Here is a 19817-nt window from a genome sequence, read left to right as displayed (position 1 = left end):
CATGGCCGCCGACCGCTCCGACTGCGATGATGGCGGGGTGCCCGCGCCCCGCACCATCGTTTTCGTTGTCTTCCAAGGCATGCAGATCTCCGAACTCGCCGGGCCCCTGGATGTGTTCGCACTGCTCAACACCCTGGTCGAGACGCCGCGCGACCGACTCCCGCCGGAGCTGCGGGGTCACTCGATCGCCACCGACGGCACCGCGGCCGCCTCGGAAAACCCCGGCCCCGCCGCCGATCGCGTCGCCCCGGTCCTGCCCTACCGGTTGCTGACGGCCTCGCCGGGCGGCCGCCCGATCACCTGTGACGGTGGCCTGACCCTCTCGGTCGCGCATTCGCTGGCGGAGCTCGCCGCGGGCGAGGATTACGACACCCTCATCGTGGTCGGCGGCAATGTGTCCGGTCCCGGTGCCGCCGAGGTGGTTCCGGAATTGCCGGCGCTGGCCCGCAAGGCCCGGCGGGTGGCGTCGGTGTGCGCGGGCGCGCTGCTGCTGGCCGCCGCCGGACTCCTCGACGGCTACCGGGCGACCACCCATTGGGGTTCGACCGCCCTGATGGCGCGGCGCTATCCGCGCGTCACCGTCGAACCGGATCGCATCTACGTGCGCGACCGCAATCGCTGGACCTCGGCGGGCATGTCGGCGGGCGTCGATCTGGCGCTGGCCCTGGTCGAGGACGACCACGGCAGCGAAACCGCCGCCCTGATCGCGCGCGTGTACGTCGTATTCACCCGCCGCCCCGGCGGCCAGGCGCAGTTCAGCGCCCAGTTGCGCAGCCAGCCCGCCCGCACCCCGGCCATCCGCGCCGTCCAGCGGTGGCTACCCGACCACCTCGACGAGGACCTGGCGGTGGCCGCCCTGGCCCGCCGCGCGGACATGAGCGAACGCAATTTCGCCCGCGCCTTCCGCACCGAAACCGGCTGCACCCCTGCGGCTTTCGTCGAGGACCTGCGCCTGGAAGCGGCCCGCCGCCTGCTGGAATCCACCGAGCTGACCATCGGCGCGATCGCCCGCCAGCTCGGCTACCGCCACGGCGAAACCCTGCACCGCGTCTTCACCCGCCGCCTGGGCACCACCCCCGAACGCTACCGCCAGCATTTCGCCACCGGCACCGCTCGATCGGCAGATAACAAACCGACCGGTACAAATTGGGTCAGGGCGCGGGCTTGACCGACAGGTGCGGCGATCGCCATGCTTTCCAGGCCGTGCGATGCGCCGCACGGCGACACCGGGTGTCCGCGAGGGGACGGCACGAACGCGGATCACGGCACCGTCGCCGATGTGTCCGGCGCTGCGTGCCGCGAGGTATCCGTCGTCGCGGCGGCGAACCCGGCGGGGTTCACCGCCCGCGACGCCCGAACCGAATCATCCACCCGGCGTTCAGGTTTCGGCCGACCACACCGCCAGCTCGCCACCGGGCATGCAGACCACCAGGTAGCGGCCGGGCGCGGTCACGTTCCACGCCTCGAAATACGGGTCCGGTTCCACCACCAGGCGGTGACCGGAGGCCAGATCGATGCGCAGCTCACCGTTGTCCGCGACCGTCGCCGCCACGATCACCCCGGTGAGCGCCGCGACCAGATCGTCGGTGTGCGGCTCGCCCGGAATGCGGTGCAGTCTGGCCCCGGTGGGACTGTGCACCGCCAGCTCCCCCTCGATATTGATGTCGTAGGGCCCGGCGGCGAGCGCGAGCTGATAGACGGTGGACGCGGTGGATACGGCAAGAGCGGAACCGGCGATCGGTAGGTCCATGCGGGTCTCCCTATCCGAAGTGTCTGGTTCCACTCTGCCCGAACCTCACCTCACGCGAGTATCGCGAACAGCACGGCGGCCACCGCGACACTGACCACCGACAGCACCGTCTCGAGCACGGTCCAGGTTTGCAGCGTCTGTTTGACGGTCATATTGAAGAACTTGGCGATGATCCAGAACCCGCCGTCGTTGACGTGGCTGAGGATGATCGATCCGGCCGCGATGGCCATGGCGATCAGCGCCAGCGCCAGCTGGGAGTAGCCCTGCTCGTGCACCAGCGGCGCGACGATGCCGCCCGTGGTGACAATGGCCACCGTCGCCGAGCCCTGCGCGATGCGCAGGCCGCAGCTGATCACGTAGGCCAGCACGATCACCGGCAGCCCGGCGGCGGCCATGGTGTGCGCGAGCGCGGTCCCGATTCCGGTGGCGGAGATCACCCTTCCGAAGAACGCGCCCGCACCGACGACCAGCAGCAGCATGCCGACCGGCCGCAGCGATTCGGCGGTGACGGCGCTCAGTTCCTGCACCGACGAGCCGCGCCGGATGCCCAGGACATAAAAGGCGATGAGCACGGTGAGCAGCAGCGCCACGGCGGGGGTGCCCAGGAAGGTCAAGACCTGCAACGGTTTCGAGCCCTTGGACAGCAGCTGGGTGCCGAAGGTCGCGCCCAGGATCAGCACCAGCGGAATCGCGATGATGGCCCCGATCAGGCCCACCGCCGGGGGTCGCTTGACCAGCGTCGCGGTGGCGGTGTCACCGGCCGCCGCGCCCGGCCCGTCGGGGCCGGCGCCGAATCCGTCGTCCTGCTTGCCGACCAGGAACTCCGCGGGCACCTCGATCTGCACACGCTTACCGACCCAGCCGCCCCACACGATGCCCGCGGCGATGAATCCCGGTATGCCGCAGACGAATCCCATGACGATCAGCCAGCCCAGGCTGACCCCGAGCAGCCCGCCCAGCGATACCGGACCCGGGTGCGGCGGCAGGAACGCGTGCGTCATGGACAGACCGGCGAGCATGGGCAGGGCGTAGAGCACCAGCGAACGGCCGCCGCGCTTGGCCGCCACGTACACCAGCGGCGCGAGCACGAAGATGCCGATATCGAAGAAGACGGGGATGCCGAAGATGAGCCCGAGCAGGCCCATGGCGACGGGAGCGCCCTTCTCGCCGAACAGGTTCAGCAGCTTGGCGGTCAGTACGTCCGCGCCGCCGGAGCGTTCCAGGATCGCGCCGAGCACGGTGCCCAGGCCGATGATGACGGCGATGTGGCCCAGGATCGAGCCGAATCCGGTTTCCAGCAGGGAGTCACTGGATTTCAGTGCGGTGCCCACGATCTGCGAGACGGGCAGTCCGGCGGCCAGCGCCAGTCCGAGCCCGGTGAGCAGCAGGGCGATGAACGGTTCCAGCTTGAACCGGATGATCGCGATCAGCAGTACGGCGATGGCCGCACCGCAGAGCAGCAGCAGTCCCGGCGTGCTGGTTCGCAGCCAGTCCACGGTGGTGCTCATGGGGGTACCTCTCAGTTCACACTTGAATCAGTTCAGAGCTCGAACGAATGCGGCCGCGCGCGAGGCAATTTCGGCCCATTCGCCCGCCGCCACGGCGGCCGGCGGCACGACATCGGTTCCGGCGGTGACCGCCACCGCCCCGTGGGCGAGGAAGTCGGCGGCATTGCCCGCGTTGACCCCGCCGGAGGGGATCAGGCGGACGTTCGGGAAGGGACCGCGCAGGTCCTTCAGATAGCCCGGCCCGAGCGCCCGGGCGGGGAAGATCTTGACCGCGGCCGCACCCAGCTCCATGGCGCGCATCACCTCCGACGGCGTGAAAGCGCCCATCACGACCGGGATCTCGTGTTTCGCGGCCACCTCGGCGACCTGCTCAGTGAGTCCCGGCGTCACCAGGAACCGCGCCCCGACCTCGATGGCCGATTCGGCCTGGCCCCGGGTGAGCACGGTGCCCGCCCCGATCACCCCGACGCCGGAGTCGGCGATCTTGCGAATGCCGTCCAGCACCCCGGGCGTGGTGAATGTCAGTTCCAACGCCCGGATTCCGGCCCCGGCCAGCGCCCCGGCCAAGGCGACCGGATCCGGAATCTCCGCTGCGCGCACCACTGTCAGCGCACGATCGGCCAGGATGGCCTCCACAGCGGGGCGATCGCCGTCCACCGCGCCAGTCATCGAGTCTCCTTTCGAGTGGCTCGCGGGCCTGCGTCCACCCCGCGTGTGCCGATGGGTTTGCTTGCGGTCGAGGCGGATTCGCCCGGCCTCCGCGCGGAACGAATTTCCGACGCACGGGAACGCAACGCGGCGATCGCGGTCATCGGGTCGTCCCGCTCGCGGCGTCCAGTCGCAGGGTGCGTCCAGCTCGGATGCCGGTGGGTTTGCCCGCGTCCAAAGCGAATTCGCCGTTGACGAGGACGTACGGAATGCCCCGGGCCTGCTGTTCCGGCTCCTCGAAGGTCGCGGTGTCGATGACCGTGGCCGGGTCGAACAGGACCAGGTCGGCGGCGTGGCCCACACGGATGAGACCGCGGTGGCGCAGGCGCAGGCGCTCGGCGGGGCGGCCGGTGCAATGGTGGACGCAGTCCGCGAGGTCGAGGACTCCGAGTTCGCGGGTGTAGTGACCCAGGTAGCGCGGGAAGGTGCCCCAGGCGCGGGGGTGCGGTCGGGCGGGGGCGAGCAGGCCGTCGGTGCCGCCCATGTGGCGGTGGTGACGCATGATGGCGCGCACGTTCTCCTCGTGGCCGACGTGCTGAAGAATGCTGGTGGCCAGCTCATCCCGGGTCAGCAGGTCGAAGAACACCTCGACCGGAGCACATGCCCGGCTCGCGGCGATCTCGGCGACCGTCCGGCCCACGTAGGGCCCGAGTTCCGGATCGGCGACACCGCTGATCTGAATGGTCTCCCACTCCACGGTCACACCGTGACACCCGTCGGATCCATTGATGTCGACGTCGGCCGCGATGCGCGCCCGGGCCTCGGGATCGGCGAGGCGTTCCAGGGCGGCGTCCGGGCCGCCGGACATGGCCCAGCTGGGCAGCAGCGCCGACAGCGTGGTGGAGCCCGGCAGGTACGGGTAGGTGTCGAGGCTGATATCGCAGCCGTCGGCGAGTGCGCTGTCGATCAGTGCCAGGAATTCCGGTGCGCGCCCGCGGTTCTCGCCGAAGTTCATGGTGGCGTGGGTCAGGTGCAGGGCGCAGCCGGTGCGGCGCGACAGGTCGATCATCTCGGCGTAGGCGTCCAGCGCACCGGCCCCGTAGGAGCGGGTGTGCGGGGCGTAGAAGCCGCCGAATTCCGCGACCACCTCGCACAGTGCCGCGAGTTCGGAAGTGTCGGCGTACATTCCGGGCGTGTAGGTGAGCCCGCTGGACATGCCGACCGCGCCCTGGCCCAGTGCCTGCCGCAGGATCAGGCGCATGCGCTGGATCTCCGCCGGTGTGGCCGCCCGCTGCTCGGTGCCGACCACCATCAGGCGCAGCGTTCCCTGCGGCACCAGATACGCGGCGTTCGGCGTGATCCCGGCCGAATCGAGCCGGTCCAAGTACTCCGACACCGTACGCCAGTCGAAGTCGAGATCGGCGGGATTGCCGTTCCACCCGGCGATCTGGCGGCGCACGATGGCCAGCGCGGCATCGTCGATGGGGGCATAGGACAGACCGTCCTGGCCGATGACCTCGGTGGTGATGCCCTGACTCAGCTTGGGAAAGTGCCCCGGGTGGGTGAGCAGATGCAGATCGGAATGCGCGTGCATATCGATGAATCCCGGTGCCAGCACCAGATTCTCGCCCTCGTCCAGGATCCGGTCGGCACCCGCGACGGTGCCGGGCCCGGCGATCTCCGCGATGCGCCCGCCGTCGACCACCACATCCGCCCGATATCGTCGAGCGCCGGTGCCGTCGATAACGTCGATGTCACGAATCGGCAAGTCAGCCATGACATCCCGCTCAGAAGTAGGTGGGCAGGAAGTCGACGACCCGCGGCCGCTCGGCGGCGGCATCGTCGATCACCGGAATGAGCCGCCACTTGTCGAACGCGGTACACGGGTGCGAAAGCCCCAGCCGCACCACACTTCCCACCGGCACATCGGCCGCCGTTCCACCCGGCAACCGCAGAAAAGTGTGCTGATCGTTCAACGCCGACACCGTGGCCCCTTCGGGCAGCGCGATGCTTGCCGGTCCCGCCAACCGCTGCGGGACCGGCAACCCCTCATCGAACGGCAGATCCCGCTTACCCGCATCGAGCAGCGCGAGCTCCGCCTCCGGCCGGGACACACACCGTGCCCACCCGTGCATGGCCGACCGCAACGAACGCTCCGCGCGCCCGGCGGCCAGCGGCGAAATCCCCGAGTAGAAGCCGTCGTCGTGAATCAGATAGGCCCCGGACCGCAGCACGACCGTTGTCGGGACCCCGTGTGCGCCTTCCTCATCCGCGAGCCCGGCAAGGCGTTCGACGACGAGATCCGGGTACGCACTGCCGCCCGCTGTCACGATCGCGCTCCGGCCCGCGCGCGCCGACCTCGCCTCGCCCGCGGTGGCACCGGTGGACTCCCGCGGCGCTCCCGTGTCCGAGGCGGCGTCGCCGGGACGCGACCGGCCGAGGAATTCGTCGTATCGCCCGGCGGCGGCGAGTTCCTGGTGCAGAATCGCGATCTCATCGAGGTAATGCCGGACAGCGGCAAGCCCTTCCGATGTGCGGTCGTGGGCGAGTGCGCCTTCGTAGCCGCCGACTCCGGCCAGGCGCAGGCGCGGGGATGCGTGGACCGCGTCGGCGACCTCGTGGGCGGCGGCGAGGCCGCGGGCGCCGGTACGGCCGTGTGGCCCACCGAGTTCGACGATGACGTTCAGTTTCACGCCTGCGGGGGCGGACCCGAGGTGGCGTTCCATTTCGCGCACCGAGTCGACGCCGTCCACCCAGCTGTAGAGCTCGAAGTTCGGGTCGCTGGCGATTTCGGCTGCGGCCCAACGTAATCCGGTCGGGTCGAGCAGAGCGTTGGCGAGCATGATGCGACCCAGGCCGAGGGCGCGGCCGACCTGCACCTGCCAGCCGGTGGCGAGGGTGATGCCCCAGGCTCCGGCGTCGAGTTGCTCTTTCCAGAGTTGCGGAGACATGGAGGTCTTGCCGTGGGGCGCGAGCCGCACACCGGCGGCCGTGGCCCAGTCGGCCATGACCGCGCGATTGGCGTCGAGTCCGAAGCGGTCCATGGTCAGCACGGGGGTTTGCAGGTCGTCCAGATGCGGGGTCGTGGCCAGGTATTCGCGCACGGTCAGCCCCCAGGCGGCGGGCGGCAGCGATTTGTGCTGCGGGCCGAGGACCGTGTCTCCCACGGCGGCGACCGTGTCCCCGAGGACGGTGTCACCGCGGGCGGGGACGGTGTCACTCAGGGCGGCGACTCCTTTGTCGGCGGCCACGACGCTCCTTCCGGTCAAAGCAATCATGCATTGCGTCATTTGCAACGCTTGTTGCACATCGTGTTTCCGGTGGTTAGTCCGCACGTAATGTCCGAAAGCCGCAACCATTCGAAGGAGATTGGTGTGATCCAGCCGACCGCCCGGGCTGTCACCGTCGGCGAGGGCCTCGCGGTGCTCATCGCGGCGCCCGGGCCGCTCGAGGACTCCCCCGTATTCGATCGGGGCGCGGGCGGCGCCGAGGCGAATGTCGCGTGCGTGCTGAGCCAGCTGGGCATACCGACCGGGTGGCTGTCCCGGGTCGGCGACGACGGCTTCGGCCGCTATCTGGTCCGGCAGCTCACCGCGCGCGGCGTGGACACCTCCGCCGTCACCACCGACGCCACCCGGCCGACCGGCGTGTACGTGAAGGAACGCGGCGGCGGTTCGGACCGGCCCACCGATCTGGCCGCCGGGTCCAGCCGAATGCTGTACTACCGCACCGGATCCGCGGCCAGCGCGCTCTCGCCCGCGGATCTGAGGTCCGCGCGGGCGCTGCTCGAAGCGGCCGAGCTGATCCATTTCACCGGCATCACGACCGCGCTCTCCCCCACGGCGACCGAACTCACCGACGCCCTGCTCACCCTCCCCCGCCGCGGCCGCCTGATCAGCTTCGATCTCAACTACCGCCCCGCGCTCTGGGCCCGCCGCACCGAATTCGCGCCCGACATCCTGGCCCGTCACATCGCCGGCAGCGACGTGGTGTTCCTGGGCGCGGACGAGGCCGAGGAGGTCTTCGGCATCGACGACGCCGACCGCCTGCGCCTCGCCTTCCCACAGCCCAGGCACCTGATCGTGAAGAACGACAAGCACTCCGTGACCGGCTTCCTCGGCGCCGATCGCCTCGAGGTCCCGGCCCTGACCCTGGAGGTCACCGAACGCATCGGCGCCGGAGACGCTTTCGCGGGCGGCTACCTCGCCGCGCTGCTCCAGCGCCGCCCGCACGAACCACTGCTGCGCTTCGGCCACCTGTGCGCCGCGGCCGCACTCACCGGCACCGGCGATATCGCCGATCTGCCGCCGCTGCCCGCGCTCGAATCCCTGGCCGCCGCGACCGCGTCCGAATGGGCCGCCCTGCATTACCGCCCGGGCGTCCCCGTACCCGAGAATGTGGCCCCATGAGCCAGAGTCTCCAGCGCGCCCTCACCCTGCTCGTCGAACTCGGCGAGGAGCCGAAGTCCCTGGACCAGTTGGCGACCCGGCTCGGCGTGCACAAGTCCACGGTGCTGCGGCTGTTGCAGACCATGGAGGCCGACCGCTTCGTCACCCACGACGCCGCGCACCGATACCGTTTGGGCACCCGGCTTTTCGAGCTGGCCAACCGGTCCCTGGAGGGCCGCGACGTGCGCACGGTGGCCCGGCCGCACCTGGCGGCGCTCAATGCCGAGACCGGCCAGACCGTGCACCTGGCCACCTACGAATCCGGCGAGGCCGTCTACATCGACAAGCTCGACGCCACCCACAGCGTGCGCATGTACTCGCGCATCGGCCGCCCGGCCGCGCTGCACTGCACGGCCGTCGGCAAGGTGCTGGTGGCCGCCCTGCCGCGCGCACAGTGGCCCGCCATCGCGGCCGGTATCGAGTACCGCGCCTACACCGACCGCACCATCCGCACCCCCGAGCAATACCTCACCGAACTCGATCTCGTTGCGGCCCAAGGCTTCGCCGAGGACCACGAGGAGCACGAGAGCTTCATCAACTGCGTGGCCGTCCCGATCCACGACGGCACCGGCGCGACCGTCGCCGCGCTGTCGGTGTCGGTGCCGGACATGCTGCTCGATCACGACCAGGTGCTCGGCCTGCTGCCGCGTGTGCGCAGCGCCGCCGAGGCCGTATCCACCGAGCTCGGCTGGAGTCCGAGCCCCGAGAAGTGAAGTAGGGCCGACCATGAGCCAGAAGATCGCCATCCGCACCGACAATGCCCCCCCGCCCACACCTTCTCCCAGGGCGTGCGCAAGGGCCCGTTCCTCCAGGTCTCCGGCCAGGGCCCGGTCGACCCGGCCACCAGCGCGTACCTGTACCCGGGTGACGTTGCGGCACAGACGATCCGGACCCTGGAGAACGTGAAGGCCATCGTCGAGGCGGGCGGCGCGAGCTTCGACGACGTGGTGATGCTGCGCGTCTACCTCACCAAGCGCGAGGACTTCGCCATCATGAACGAGGCGTACGGCAAGTTCGTCGACGAGCACACCACCGGCGAGGTACTGCCCAGCCGCACCACCGTTTTCACCGGTCTGCCGCGCGAGGAGATGCTGGTCGAGATCGACGCCATCGCCGTCGTCGACTGACCGTCCCGGGCTAGGAGCCGGTCCCGGCCGACGCGGCGGCGAGGTTCTTGCGCAGCACCTTTCCGCTCGCGTTGCGCGGGATCCGGTCGAGGAACACGTATTCCTTGGGAACCTTGTAGCGCTCCAGGGCGGCCCGGACGTGATCGTTGAGATCGTCGGTGGTCGGAGTCCGCGCACCGGGGACCAAAACGACGAAAGCCCGCAGATTCTGGCCGTATTCGGGGTTCGGGACGCCCAGCACCACGACGTCGGCCAGCGCCGGGTGGGCCGCGAGACGGTTCGCGACCTCGCCCGGGAAGATGTTCTCGCCGCCGGAGACGATCATGTCGTCGCTGCGGCCGTCGACGTACAGGCGGCCCGCGTCATCGAGATGCCCGAGATCCCCGGTGTCGACGTAGCCGTCGACCACCTCCTTGGCCCGTTCCTCGGCGTGCGGGTCGGGTGTGTAGCCGGTGAAGACCAGACCACTGCGGATGAAGATCGACCCGACTTCGCCGGGCGCGGCATTGGTGCGGTCGGCCCGCAGGATTCGAACCGACACGCCCAGTGCCGGTTTGCCCACCGTGCCCGCCTCGGCCAGCAGATCCTCGGGGGTCGCGATCGCGACCACACCGGTTTCGGTCGATCCGTAACCGTTGACGAGGATCGGGCCGTACGTCTCGACGAAGGCCGCGACGGTGGCGGGCGCGATCGGGGCGGCCCCGGTGATCGCCCGCCGCAACCGCGAAACATCCACCGCCGCACGCTCGTTCGCGGACAGCGCGACCAGGCGCTGCACCATGACCGGCACCAGGAACAGCACGGTCGCGCCATGCTCGTCGATGTCCGCCAGGGTGCGCGCGGCATCGAATCGCCGGTGGCACACCGTGGTCGCGCCGAGCGCGAGAGTGGCCATGAGCGCGGCCAGACCGAATCCATGGAACATCGGGGGCCCGGTGACCACGGTGTCGGCCGCCCGCATCCGGGTGGCGGCGGCCCCGGTCGTGGCGAGTTCCAGAATGGAGCGCAGCGGGATGGCACGCGGCACGCCCTTGGTGAAACCCGATGTCCCGGAGGTGAGCAGCGTGATCCGCACCGGCCGGTGCACCGCGGGCGGGGCCGGATGCCGTTCGGCCGCAAGGGCTTCGAGGCTCAGCGCGCCGGATCCTCCCGCCTCCACCCAGGCCCGCACGTGCAGGCCGGGATAGTCGGCGGCGGCGATCGCCGCGTCATACTCCTGGTCCGCGATCAGAATGTCGGGCGAGTGCCGCCGCAGCAGGGCCGCGAGCGCGGCCGCCGGTAGCTCGGTATTGATGAAGACCAGTTCCGCGCCCAGTTGCGCCCCGGCGGCGGTCGCGGCGACGAATCCGGCGTGGTTGCGGCACAGGATGGCCACGGTCCCGACCCGGCCGTGCGCATGGGCATGCAGCGCGGCCGCGATCGCTTCCGCCCGCCGCTGCAATTCGCCGTAGGAAATCGCGCCGCGATCATAGATCACCGCCGTACGCAGGGGATTCCGCGCCGCCGCAAAGGCCAGCAACATGGCCGGGCTGGGCCCAAACCGCCACAGCCCGCGCAGCGTGCGCCCGACCGCACGCGGACCCAAGGGACGCAGCATCCCCGAAGTCAGAATCGCGGGCACGGCCCTGACCGCCCGGCCGATGTAGGTGCGATCAACGCTCACCGGTCGACTCCTCCGTCTCGGCGAACTCGGCCTCGAGGGCCGCCACGATCTCGGTGACTTCCGCAGTCTCGATGACTTCCGCAGTCCCAGGGACGTCCGATGCCGCGGTGAAGTCCGCCGGCCGGACTCCGGCCAGCGCGGCCTCGGTATCGCCCAGCCCGCGGTAGATGCGCTCGATGACGATCTCCAGCGGTGTCCGCAGCAGTGGCGCCAGGATCGCGGAGGGGTGGCCGTAGATCGGGGTGAGCGTCCGCGGCTTTTCGACCACCGCGCGCGCGATGACCCGCGCGGCATCCTCCGGTGCCTGCCCGGGCAGGACTCGCATCCAGCCGCTGGGCGCGCTCATGCGGGTGTGCATCAGCCCGCCGTAGATGGTGGTGAGGGTGACGCCGTCCGCGCGGGCCTCCATGCCGACCGCGCGCATCCACCAGTCGAACGCGGCCTTGGAGGAGAGGTAGAAACCCCATTTCGGCATGACCGGGAACATGATTCCGACCGTCGACATGTTGACGATGTGCCCGGACCCGGCGGCCCGCATCCCGGGCAGCAGTTCCAGGGTCAGCCGCATCGGCCCGAGGTAGTTCGCGCCGGAGGTGGCGATCAGATCCTTGGGCCGGTGGTAGGACAGATGGATGGAGCGCCGCAACGATTTTCCGGCGTTGTGGACGAGGTAGTCCACCCCGCCGACCAGGCGGCGGATCGCGGCGGCGAAGTCCTCGATGGACTGCTCGGAGGTCAGATCCAGCGGAAGAGCGTGCGCCACAGCGCCATTCGCGGTGATCGCGGCGGCGATCCGGTCGAGCTGGTCGAGGGAGCGAGCGCCCATGATCACGGTGGCCCCCGCCGCCGCGAACATGCGCGCCGCCGCCTCACCGACGCCGAAGGACGCACCGGTGATCACCACGACCTTGCCGTTGACCTCGGCCCGCAATCGCCGGTCACCGCGCAGGCCGCGCGGACCGACCAGATGGGCGGCGGCCCGCCAGAGAGCCGTATGGACCACGCGGCTCTGCGGCCGCACCTGGGGAATCGTCATCGATCCGTCCTCGTGTCTAATATGAACACGGATCAGAATGCTGTCCCGTCCGAGCGCGTGTCAAGACCGGGGCGAGCTTCGCGCGGGAGACGGCTCAGGCTGCGCCCGCGGTCGAGATCGCCTCGGTCAGGCTGAGACCGCGGATCAGGGCGCGAGCGGTGAAACGCACCATCTGATCCCAGGTGTAGGTGTGCAGATGCTGACGGACCCCGGTGAACTGGTCGGCCAGCCCGGTCACGTTGGACCACAGCAGCGGAAGGGCCAGCGCCAGATCGGCATCGGCGAGGCCGCCCGGGCGCTCCGCGTTGAGGCGGGCCATCGCGCCGCCGATCGTGACGAAGACCCGCTCGGCCGCCGCGCGCAACTCGTCCGCGCCTTCGGCGTCGCGGGCGGAACGATCGGCGACGATCGACCAGATATTGACCTCGCGGCCGAAGACCCGATACACGTCCAGGTATTCGGTGGCGATGGTGACGAACAGTTCCTCCGGATCGGTCTCCGACTCACACGCGGGCGCGACGGCCGCCATCAGCTCGTCGAGCCGCTGCGCGTAACAGGCCGCGAACAGCGCCTCCTTGCTGGGGAAATACGTGTACACCGTGCCGAGGCTGATCTTCGCGGCCTGAGCGACCTCCCGCATGGTCAGATCCGCATAGCCGAACCGGCTCAACCGGTCTCGTCCGGCGCTCAGGATGTCGCGTCGGCGACCTTCGCGATCGCCCCATTTGGTCCGCATGCTCGTCGACCGCCTCCGCTTCGGGAACTGAACTGCGACTCAGAATAGCTGGCAGCCGCCCGTTCAACCTCGTCATCGGCGCGGCCGAGGCAATAAATGAACACCTGGCCAGGCTCCGCTTGGATGTGTCAGTTGCACAGTTCAAGCCTGTCAAAGCGCCGAATCCGTTCACAGGAGGGCGTCAAATATGGACACTGTTCAAAATGCATCACGCTGGGCAACGAAGTCAGTGGAGGGTTGGGCGTATGAGCAGGATGCTCGCGTCAGCGTTCAGTGCGGCAATGGCCGCGATGTTCGTCGCATCGTTCGCGGCACCTCGGGCGGTCGCGGACCCGCCGGTACCGCTCGGAGCCGACGGCGGGGATGCGGGGGCCGCGTGGACCGCGACCCATGACGGCCCGCAGCGGTACGCCGGGGTGCACATCGACTGGGATGTGCCGATCCGGATGAGCGACGGCGTCGTGCTGAAGGCCAATGTGTACCGGCCGATGGACGCGCAGGGCCGGATCGTGGCCGAACCGACGCCCACCATCCTCGATCTCACGCCGTACACCAAGCTGATCCAGATGATGATCGACAGCGCACTGTCGATCCCGGGGCTGTCCGAGCCGCTCGAACAGGCCCTGCGGACCGTGGACTTCGGCGGCACGCCGTTCTCCGGCATCACCGATCTCACGAAGGGAATCCCGAGCGCGGCCCGCAATTTCTCCGGCGTGGATCCGGCCCTCATTCGCAGCGGCTACACCCAGGTGGTCGTGGATGTGCGGGGAACCGGTTTCTCCCAAGGCATTTGGGACGGCTTGCGGCAGCGCGAGCAGCAGGACTCGCTCGAGGTGATCGACTGGGCCGCCGCCCAGCCCTGGTCCGACGGCCGAGTCGGCATGAGCGGCATGTCGTATTCGGCCATCAACCAGCTGGAAGTCGCGCAGCAGCGGCCGCCCGCCCACGGCGCGATCTTCCCGGTCGATCCCGACAGTGATCTCGACAATGACGCGGTCCAGCACGGCGGCAGCTCGACCGGCTGGCTGCCGCTGTGGCGGCTCGCGCCGACGGCGGGCAAACTGCTGCCGGACCTGATGTCCATCGGGCAGGGGCGTTTCGACTGGCAGTGGCTGGCCGACCGCGCCGCCAGCTCCTTCACCTTCCTCGATCTGATGTTGGACACCCTTGTCTCACTGCGTATTTCGGATATGAGTCCGGAGCTGCTCGGCATGCTGGCCCCGGACGGCCCGGCCCGGCAGGCGTGGCGGGGCCAGGTCGACCGCATCGAGGTCCCCACCTTCGTCGTCGGCGGCTGGAACGACGTCTTCTCCTACGCCCAGCCGCGCATCTACCGCGACCTGACCCTGGAGCCCGGGCGCAAGCAACTGCTGATGAGCGACAGCTACCACTTCAATGTCGGGGCCGACTTCGGGAAGCCGGTCAATCCGCCGCGAATCGAGGTGCTGCAGCAGGCGTGGTTCGACAAGTGGCTCAAGGGAATCGACAACGGCATCGACCACTACGGACCGCTCATGCTGCGGCAGCAGGGTGCGGGCTGGTCGAGCACCCCCGAGTTCCCGCGCCCCGGGGTGACGCATCGCCGGATGTATCTGTCGGCGACGCCCAGCGGCACCGCCGCCACCAGCCTGCACGACGGTTCGCTGACCACCGAGCCGACCCCGGAGTCCGCGCAGTTGACGGTCGCCCCCGGAGTCATGAGCATCTGCTCGCCCGCGACCGCGCAGATGACCGCCGGGGTCAGCGGGATCATCGTCGGCTGCACGAAAGACGCACGGCCACAGGAACTCAACGGGCTGAGCTTCACCAGTGCCGCGGTCGCCGAGCCGACACTGATCTCCGGTCCGATCAGCGTCCATCTCGACACCGCCTATGACGCGGCCGACGGATTCTGGGTGGTCACCGTGAACGATGTCGCGCCGGACGGACAGTCGACCGTGCTCACCGCGGGTCAGCTGGTCGCCTCGCTGCGGGCGATCGACGACGCCCGCAACACCCGCTCGCCCGGCGGCGACTACACCGACCCGGTGCCGGTCCTGTCGATGGAACAGCGGCGGCCGACGGTGCCCGGCGAGCCGGTTCAACTCGATATCGCCGCCGCCGCAACCGATGCCGTGCTCCAACCCGGGCACCGGCTGCGGGTGGACGTGTACGCGAGCAACTTCCCACGCAGCCTGCCCGCGACCCCGCTGCTCGTCGATTCCGGACTCCGGCCGCAACACCTGCTGCTGGATCCGGCCGAGCCCAGTTTCGTGAACATCCCGATCGGCGGCACACCGGGCTGGTGAGTCCTCAGTCGACACCGATGTGCTGGTGATCGGTGCGGATGCGGCCGTCCTCGTCGAGGGCGAGGACGTCCAGGCCGCCGCCGACCGCGGTGCCGTCGGCGGTCACCATCGACCAGGTGAAGGCGACGACGTTCTTCAGCAGCCGGGTCGCCGGGCTACGCTGGACGAAACGGTGTTCGCCGGGGGCCACGAACATCTCGTAGGCCCGCTCCACGCGGCGTTCCAGGGCGTGACGGCCGCGCACTTCCAGCACGGGAATCGGAAAGTTCAAGTCGGTGGCGGCATTTCGCAGGTCCTCCGGCGGATCGACGAGGATCTGCGCGCCGTCCTCGGCCCACAGTTCGGTGATGAGCTTGCGGCGCGCGTCGGCGTCGGGCTCGTTCCACATGGCCAGGTAGCGGTCGGCGAGTTCGTTGATGTTCGTCATGGCATCGAGTTTGCGTGGATTCGCTGCGCGCAGCGATTCCCTCCAGGGAATGAGACGGACGCACCCGGGAGGGAATGAGAAAGGGCCGCAAGCGGTTTCAGCGTGCGGCCCCTTCGACTGCGTGGGATGTCAGTTCCCGGCGAGCACCGCGAGCACCGGCTCGGACAGAAAGAACGGCTCCAGCCGCTGGCGAATCAGCTTGGCCAGCACGCCGTTGCGCTTGGCGGCCTCGACCACGGCCGGGCCGTAGCGCAGGATCTCCTCGGCGATGACCGCCTCGGACAGACCCAGCTCCGGCAGCAGCGCGGCCAGGGTGTGGTCGCCGTACTTCTCGAAGAAGACCTCGACGCCCTGGTCCACCAGCACGCCGACGTATTCCTTGTTGCGGGTGGTCAGCGCGATCCGGTAGACGATCAGCGCCAGGTCGTAGAGGTCCTGCTGGGACAGGTACTCCTTGAGCCCGGCGACCGGCTCACCGGCGTGCAGGTCCCAGAATTCCATGGCCGCGTCGTGCACCGGGGCGTCGCGCAGCATCTCGCGGATGGCGTTGTTGGTGCGCTTGAGCGCGAATTGCGCTCCCTTGCCCGCCATTTCGCCGATGAAGGTGCCGCCGGCCTTCTCCGCGGCCTTGCGGGCCGACTTGGCGGCATTGGTGCCCATCGAGACCAGCGAGCCGACCCCAGGAATCTTTCCGGCGATCTGCTTGTTGGTCTCCATGAAATCGTCGACCAGCTTGTCCACGAACTTGGCGGCCACGGTTGCGATGAGGGGGCTCTCGGTCAGCCGCTCCAGCAGCCGTTCCTGGGCCTGGTGCAGGCCGAAGATCTTCTCCAGCAGCTGTTCCACGGGCTCGCGGTCCACCACGTCGCCGAGGGTGTAGTCGGTGTTGGTGGCGATGTCCTCGTAGAGGGAGTTTGCCAGCGTGCCGACCATCTCACCGAGCACCGGGCTGCCGCCGATCAGATCGATGACATTGGCGACGGTCTGCTTGGCCTGGTCGATCTCGACCACGTCGCGGAAGATGATGGTGTCTGCGACACCGACCACGTCCTTCACGTCGCGGGCGATCACTTCGGCGAAACGGTCACCGCTGACCTCGCCGACAATGAAGTCGACCTGGAGATCCAGCAGCTTCTCGGCGATTTCGCGAGGCTTCTTCGAATCGGACTCGGACAAGGTTCCACCCATCAATTGAAGCGGACCGCCCGGAACTACTCGGAATCGTTGCCGTGCATCGATTTTCGAATCTGTTCCAGACGCTCCCGCGCGGCCTTGGCCCGCGCATCCCACTGTTCCTCGACGCTGCGACCCACCGGTGTCTGCCGATCGAGTTCGCCCATCCCCTGCGATGTGCCGTAGCGCTGCTCGACCTTATCGCGAACTGACTCGAAAGTAGGGACACCGGAGTTCGTATACCCGCCGATCCCCGGCGCGGACGGGATACCCGCAGGCGGTACCGGTATCCCGGTGACCACCGGACCGCCTCCCACCTGCCCCGATACGTCAACCGTCTCAGACTGTGAATAGCTTTCGATCGGAAGGGTGTCAGGAGTCACATCGATGACATCGGGGGCATGACCGAGAGTGGCGGCCAGCGACTGCGCCACCGCGTGCAGGGCCGCCAGCCCCGCCCGGCCTTCGGTCGCGAGCTCCACAACGGCCGCGAGTTCGGCGTCGGGCAGCTGCGCCAACAACGCCGCGAGTTCCTTGGCATCGCTCATGGGTTCCAGGCTACGCATCGACGGGGCCGATCGGGCCGAGCATTGCGCGGCGATCGGCGAGGGCGTACCGTGGGGGCGTCGCAATCCTGTGGATGTAGGTAGACGCAAAGTCCCTCCCACACGATTTCTTCCCTCCCCGAGCAAGATCCCGGCAGTGCTGTATCAGCAGCCCGGACACACTCGGATTCACCGGCGGTTCCTGCCGCCATCGGCCACTTCCGGCCGCATTCCAATCATTCACTCCCGGTGCACAAGTCACCTGATCCTTCAGAGGAGAACACATCATGACCACCATCGATCCGATGCCGCGTCCTGCCCAGCACGACCCGGCCCGCGAACTCGAACACATCGAAACTCTCTCCCCCGCAACGGGAATCCTGGAAATCACCGGCCAGGCCAGTGCTGCGCACCAGCGGCTACCTGCCCGGCCCGAACGACATCCACGTGCCTGCCCGATTGCTCCGCGGACACGGACTGCGCCGCGGCGACCTCGTCACCGGCCTGGCGCAGCCGAATCCCAAGAACGGCAAGCACGCTCCCCTGGTGCGGGTCGACACCGTCAACGGCCACCCGGCCGCCGACCTGCCGAAACGCCCGCGCTTCGGGGACCTCACCCCCATTCACCCGAACGAGCGGCTGCGGCTGGAAACCGCGCCCAACAAACTCACCACCCGCGTCACCGACCTGATCACGCCGATCGGCAAGGGCCAGCGCGCCCTGGTCGTGGCACCGCCCAAGGCGGGCAAAACCTCTGTGCTGCAAGCGATCGCGCAAGGCATCGCGGCCAATCATCCCGAGGCGCACCTGATGCTGGTGCTGGTCGGCGAACGCCCCGAGGAGGTCACCGATCTCTCGCGCGGCGTCCCCGCCGAGGTGGTGGCCGCCACCTTCGACCATTCGCCTGCCGACCAGACCGCACTGGCGGAGCTGGCCATCGAACGGGCGCAGCGGCTGGTCGAGGAGGGCCGTGACGTCGTCGTGCTGCTCGACTCGCTCACCCGACTCGCCCGCGCCTACAACATGACCGGCCACGCGTCGGGCCGAATCCTTTCCGGCGGAATCGATTCCACGGCGCTGCTGCCGCCGAAGCGCTTCCTCGGGGCGGCCCGCAATTTCGAGGACGGCGGCTCCCTGACGATCATCGCCACCGCCCTGGTCGAAACCGGTTCGCTCGCCGACACCGTCATCTTCGAGGAGTACAAGGGCACCGGCAACGCCGAACTCAAACTCGACCGCGGCCTGGCCTCCCGCCACATCTTCCCCGCCGTCGACATCGCCAAGTCCAGCACCCGCCGCGACGACCTGCTGTTCACCCCCGCCGAACTCCTGGCCGTGGACAAGCTCCGCCGCACCCTCGCCGACCTCGACGATCAGCGCGCCCTCGACCTGCTCCTCGACGGCCTCCGCAAAACCGGCAGCAATGCCGAATTCCTGGCCAATATCATCCGGAAGTGAGCCGCCCCGGCGGCAATACTCCCGCCGCCCACTCCGCGACCGTCTTCGCCCACCCCGGAAACCCGATGAGATCGTTGTGCATCCCGCCCGGATAAATCATCAACTCCTTGGGTTCCGGTGCGGCCGCGAACAACTCCCGCCCCATCCGCACCGGCAACAGCTCATCGGCATCCCCGTGCATGATCAGCACCGGGCATTTCAGCCGACCGATCCGCCTCATGCTCGGATATGCGTTGGGCACGAATATCTTCGGCAGAAATGGATATACCGCCGCCGCGGCATCGCGCAGGCCGGTGAACGTGGACATGAGCAGCAGCGCCGCCGGCGGCAGCGCGTTCGCCAACTCCAGCATCACTCCACCGCCCAGCGACTTGCCCAGGTACACCACCCGATTCGGGGCCACCCCCGGCTGCGCAAGCAGGGCGTCCCGCGCGGCCCGCACATCCCGATAGGTGCCCTGCTCACTCGTCTGCCCGGTACTGCGCCCGTACCCCCGATAGTCGAAAACCAGCACGTCGAACCCCGCCGCCGCCAACATCGCCAGCATCGGCGACCGATCCCCGATATTCCCCCCGTTCCCGTGCGCGAACAGCATGTGCCCCAACGGTTCCCCCACCGCCCGGACAAACCACGCGTTGACGGTCTCCCCATCCGAGGTGTTCAGCCATAGATCCTCGAACGGAACCCCGAACATCTCAGGCGTCGCCAAAATCTGCCGGTCCCCCGGCTGATAGGTCAACGTATTGAGAATCGGATTCGCCGGATGCCACATACCCCTTTCTTACCTCACCCGCCCCGAATAGGACTTACCGAAACACCGAATGTTCTGAAACTCCTTACATCACAACGTAATTCGACTTCTCTCGCGATCATGACCGAGGTAGAATTAGCTCATGGGTTCGAAGGGTTTCACTCTCGACGACTGCGGCATCACCGAATTGGTGACCGCAGTCGAAACCCTGTCCGACGCCATCCTGCACGGTGACCTGAACGCCTTCGCCGACGGGGAT

16 protein-coding genes and 2 pseudogenes are annotated in these 19817 nt (G+C 68.7%); 6 read left to right on the top strand and 12 right to left on the bottom strand.

Going from position 1 to position 19817, the window contains the following annotated elements; translation table 11 throughout:
• Position 1: 1 nt before the first annotated feature.
• On the top strand, positions 2-1168 hold the full coding sequence (locus NS2_RS13785; protein ID WP_045437554.1) for a GlxA family transcriptional regulator: 1167 nt from the start codon (positions 2-4) through the stop codon (positions 1166-1168).
• Positions 1169-1378: 210 nt separating this feature from the next.
• Here NS2_RS13785 and NS2_RS13780 read toward each other — a convergent pair whose 3' ends face one another.
• The 5 genes from NS2_RS13780 to NS2_RS13760 form a co-directional block, all read right to left on the bottom strand.
• Positions 1379-1750 carry a DUF6188 family protein gene (locus NS2_RS13780; RefSeq protein WP_052086402.1) on the bottom strand — a complete coding sequence of 124 codons (372 nt, stop codon included), beginning with the start codon at positions 1748-1750 and terminating at the stop codon, positions 1379-1381.
• Positions 1751-1800: 50 nt separating this feature from the next.
• A complete protein-coding gene (locus NS2_RS13775) occupies positions 1801-3258 on the bottom strand; it encodes a GntP family permease (protein ID WP_033087859.1) in 1458 nt (485 codons plus the stop codon).
• A 27-nt stretch (positions 3259-3285) separates the two neighbouring features.
• On the bottom strand, positions 3286-3927 hold the full coding sequence (locus tag NS2_RS13770) for a bifunctional 4-hydroxy-2-oxoglutarate aldolase/2-dehydro-3-deoxy-phosphogluconate aldolase (protein WP_033087860.1): 642 nt from the start codon (positions 3925-3927) through the stop codon (positions 3286-3288).
• A gap of 139 nt (positions 3928-4066) precedes the next feature.
• Positions 4067-5683 carry an N-acyl-D-amino-acid deacylase family protein gene (locus NS2_RS13765; protein ID WP_071811963.1) on the bottom strand — a complete coding sequence of 539 codons (1617 nt, stop codon included), beginning with the start codon at positions 5681-5683 and terminating at the stop codon, positions 4067-4069.
• Positions 5684-5693: 10 nt separating this feature from the next.
• Positions 5694-7157 (bottom strand): type III PLP-dependent enzyme domain-containing protein, encoded by a 1464-nt coding sequence (locus tag NS2_RS13760; protein WP_228102738.1) that lies wholly within the window; start codon positions 7155-7157, stop codon positions 5694-5696.
• A 123-nt stretch (positions 7158-7280) separates the two neighbouring features.
• Here NS2_RS13760 and NS2_RS13755 point away from each other — a divergent pair, with 123 nt between their 5' ends.
• The 3 genes and pseudogenes from NS2_RS13755 (at position 7281) to NS2_RS13745 (ending at position 9481) form a co-directional block, all read left to right on the top strand.
• Positions 7281-8315, top strand: a complete 1035-nt coding sequence (locus NS2_RS13755) for a sugar kinase (RefSeq protein ID WP_231993012.1) — start codon at positions 7281-7283, stop codon at positions 8313-8315.
• Positions 8312-9067 carry an IclR family transcriptional regulator gene (locus NS2_RS13750; protein WP_036547463.1) on the top strand — a complete coding sequence of 252 codons (756 nt, stop codon included), beginning with the start codon at positions 8312-8314 and terminating at the stop codon, positions 9065-9067. Before NS2_RS13755 ends, NS2_RS13750 begins: the two co-directional genes overlap by 4 nt.
• 13 nt (positions 9068-9080) lie before the next feature.
• A pseudogene (locus NS2_RS13745) lies at positions 9081-9481 on the top strand (RidA family protein).
• A gap of 10 nt (positions 9482-9491) precedes the next feature.
• On the opposite strand, the gene NS2_RS13740 reads toward NS2_RS13745, so the two are convergent.
• The 3 genes from NS2_RS13740 to NS2_RS13730 all read right to left on the bottom strand — a co-directional run bounded on the left by NS2_RS13740 (position 9492) and on the right by NS2_RS13730 (position 12916).
• A complete protein-coding gene (locus tag NS2_RS13740) occupies positions 9492-11078 on the bottom strand; it encodes an AMP-binding protein (RefSeq protein WP_147207182.1) in 1587 nt (528 codons plus the stop codon).
• A 55-nt stretch (positions 11079-11133) separates the two neighbouring features.
• The gene (locus NS2_RS13735) at positions 11134-12180 is read right to left on the bottom strand and encodes an SDR family NAD(P)-dependent oxidoreductase (protein ID WP_081985906.1); all 1047 of its coding nucleotides are present in this window, start codon (positions 12178-12180) and stop codon (positions 11134-11136) included.
• A gap of 94 nt (positions 12181-12274) precedes the next feature.
• Positions 12275-12916 carry a TetR/AcrR family transcriptional regulator gene (locus NS2_RS13730; protein ID WP_033087864.1) on the bottom strand — a complete coding sequence of 214 codons (642 nt, stop codon included), beginning with the start codon at positions 12914-12916 and terminating at the stop codon, positions 12275-12277.
• Positions 12917-13161: 245 nt separating this feature from the next.
• Here NS2_RS13730 and NS2_RS13725 point away from each other — a divergent pair, with 245 nt between their 5' ends.
• On the top strand, positions 13162-15204 hold the full coding sequence (locus NS2_RS13725) for a CocE/NonD family hydrolase (RefSeq protein WP_052086406.1): 2043 nt from the start codon (positions 13162-13164) through the stop codon (positions 15202-15204).
• Between the two features lie 4 nt (positions 15205-15208).
• Here NS2_RS13725 and NS2_RS13720 read toward each other — a convergent pair whose 3' ends face one another.
• The 3 genes from NS2_RS13720 to NS2_RS36005 all read right to left on the bottom strand — a co-directional run bounded on the left by NS2_RS13720 (position 15209) and on the right by NS2_RS36005 (position 17352).
• On the bottom strand, positions 15209-15631 hold the full coding sequence (locus NS2_RS13720; RefSeq protein ID WP_033087866.1) for a hypothetical protein: 423 nt from the start codon (positions 15629-15631) through the stop codon (positions 15209-15211).
• A 129-nt stretch (positions 15632-15760) separates the two neighbouring features.
• Complete coding sequence (locus NS2_RS13715) at positions 15761-16807, bottom strand: hypothetical protein (RefSeq protein ID WP_230464312.1); 1047 nt, start codon at positions 16805-16807, stop codon at positions 15761-15763.
• A gap of 35 nt (positions 16808-16842) precedes the next feature.
• A complete protein-coding gene (locus NS2_RS36005) occupies positions 16843-17352 on the bottom strand; it encodes a PspA/IM30 family protein (protein ID WP_155239397.1) in 510 nt (169 codons plus the stop codon).
• Between the two features lie 335 nt (positions 17353-17687).
• Between NS2_RS36005 and rho the strand changes: the two are divergent.
• A pseudogene (gene rho, locus NS2_RS13705) lies at positions 17688-18807 on the top strand (transcription termination factor Rho); the annotation flags it as partial.
• On the opposite strand, the gene NS2_RS13700 reads toward rho, so the two are convergent.
• A complete protein-coding gene (locus NS2_RS13700; protein WP_258195426.1) occupies positions 18794-19501 on the bottom strand; it encodes an alpha/beta hydrolase in 708 nt (235 codons plus the stop codon). The pseudogene rho and the gene NS2_RS13700 overlap by 14 nt on opposite strands.
• Positions 19502-19817: the final 316 nt, after the last annotated feature.

This window comes from Nocardia seriolae NBRC 15557 (assembly GCF_007990715.1).
Classification (GTDB): Bacteria; Actinomycetota; Actinomycetes; order Mycobacteriales; family Mycobacteriaceae; genus Nocardia; species Nocardia seriolae.
The sequence above is the reverse complement of the archived record's forward strand: the minus strand, read 5'-3'. Positions and strand labels throughout refer to the sequence as shown.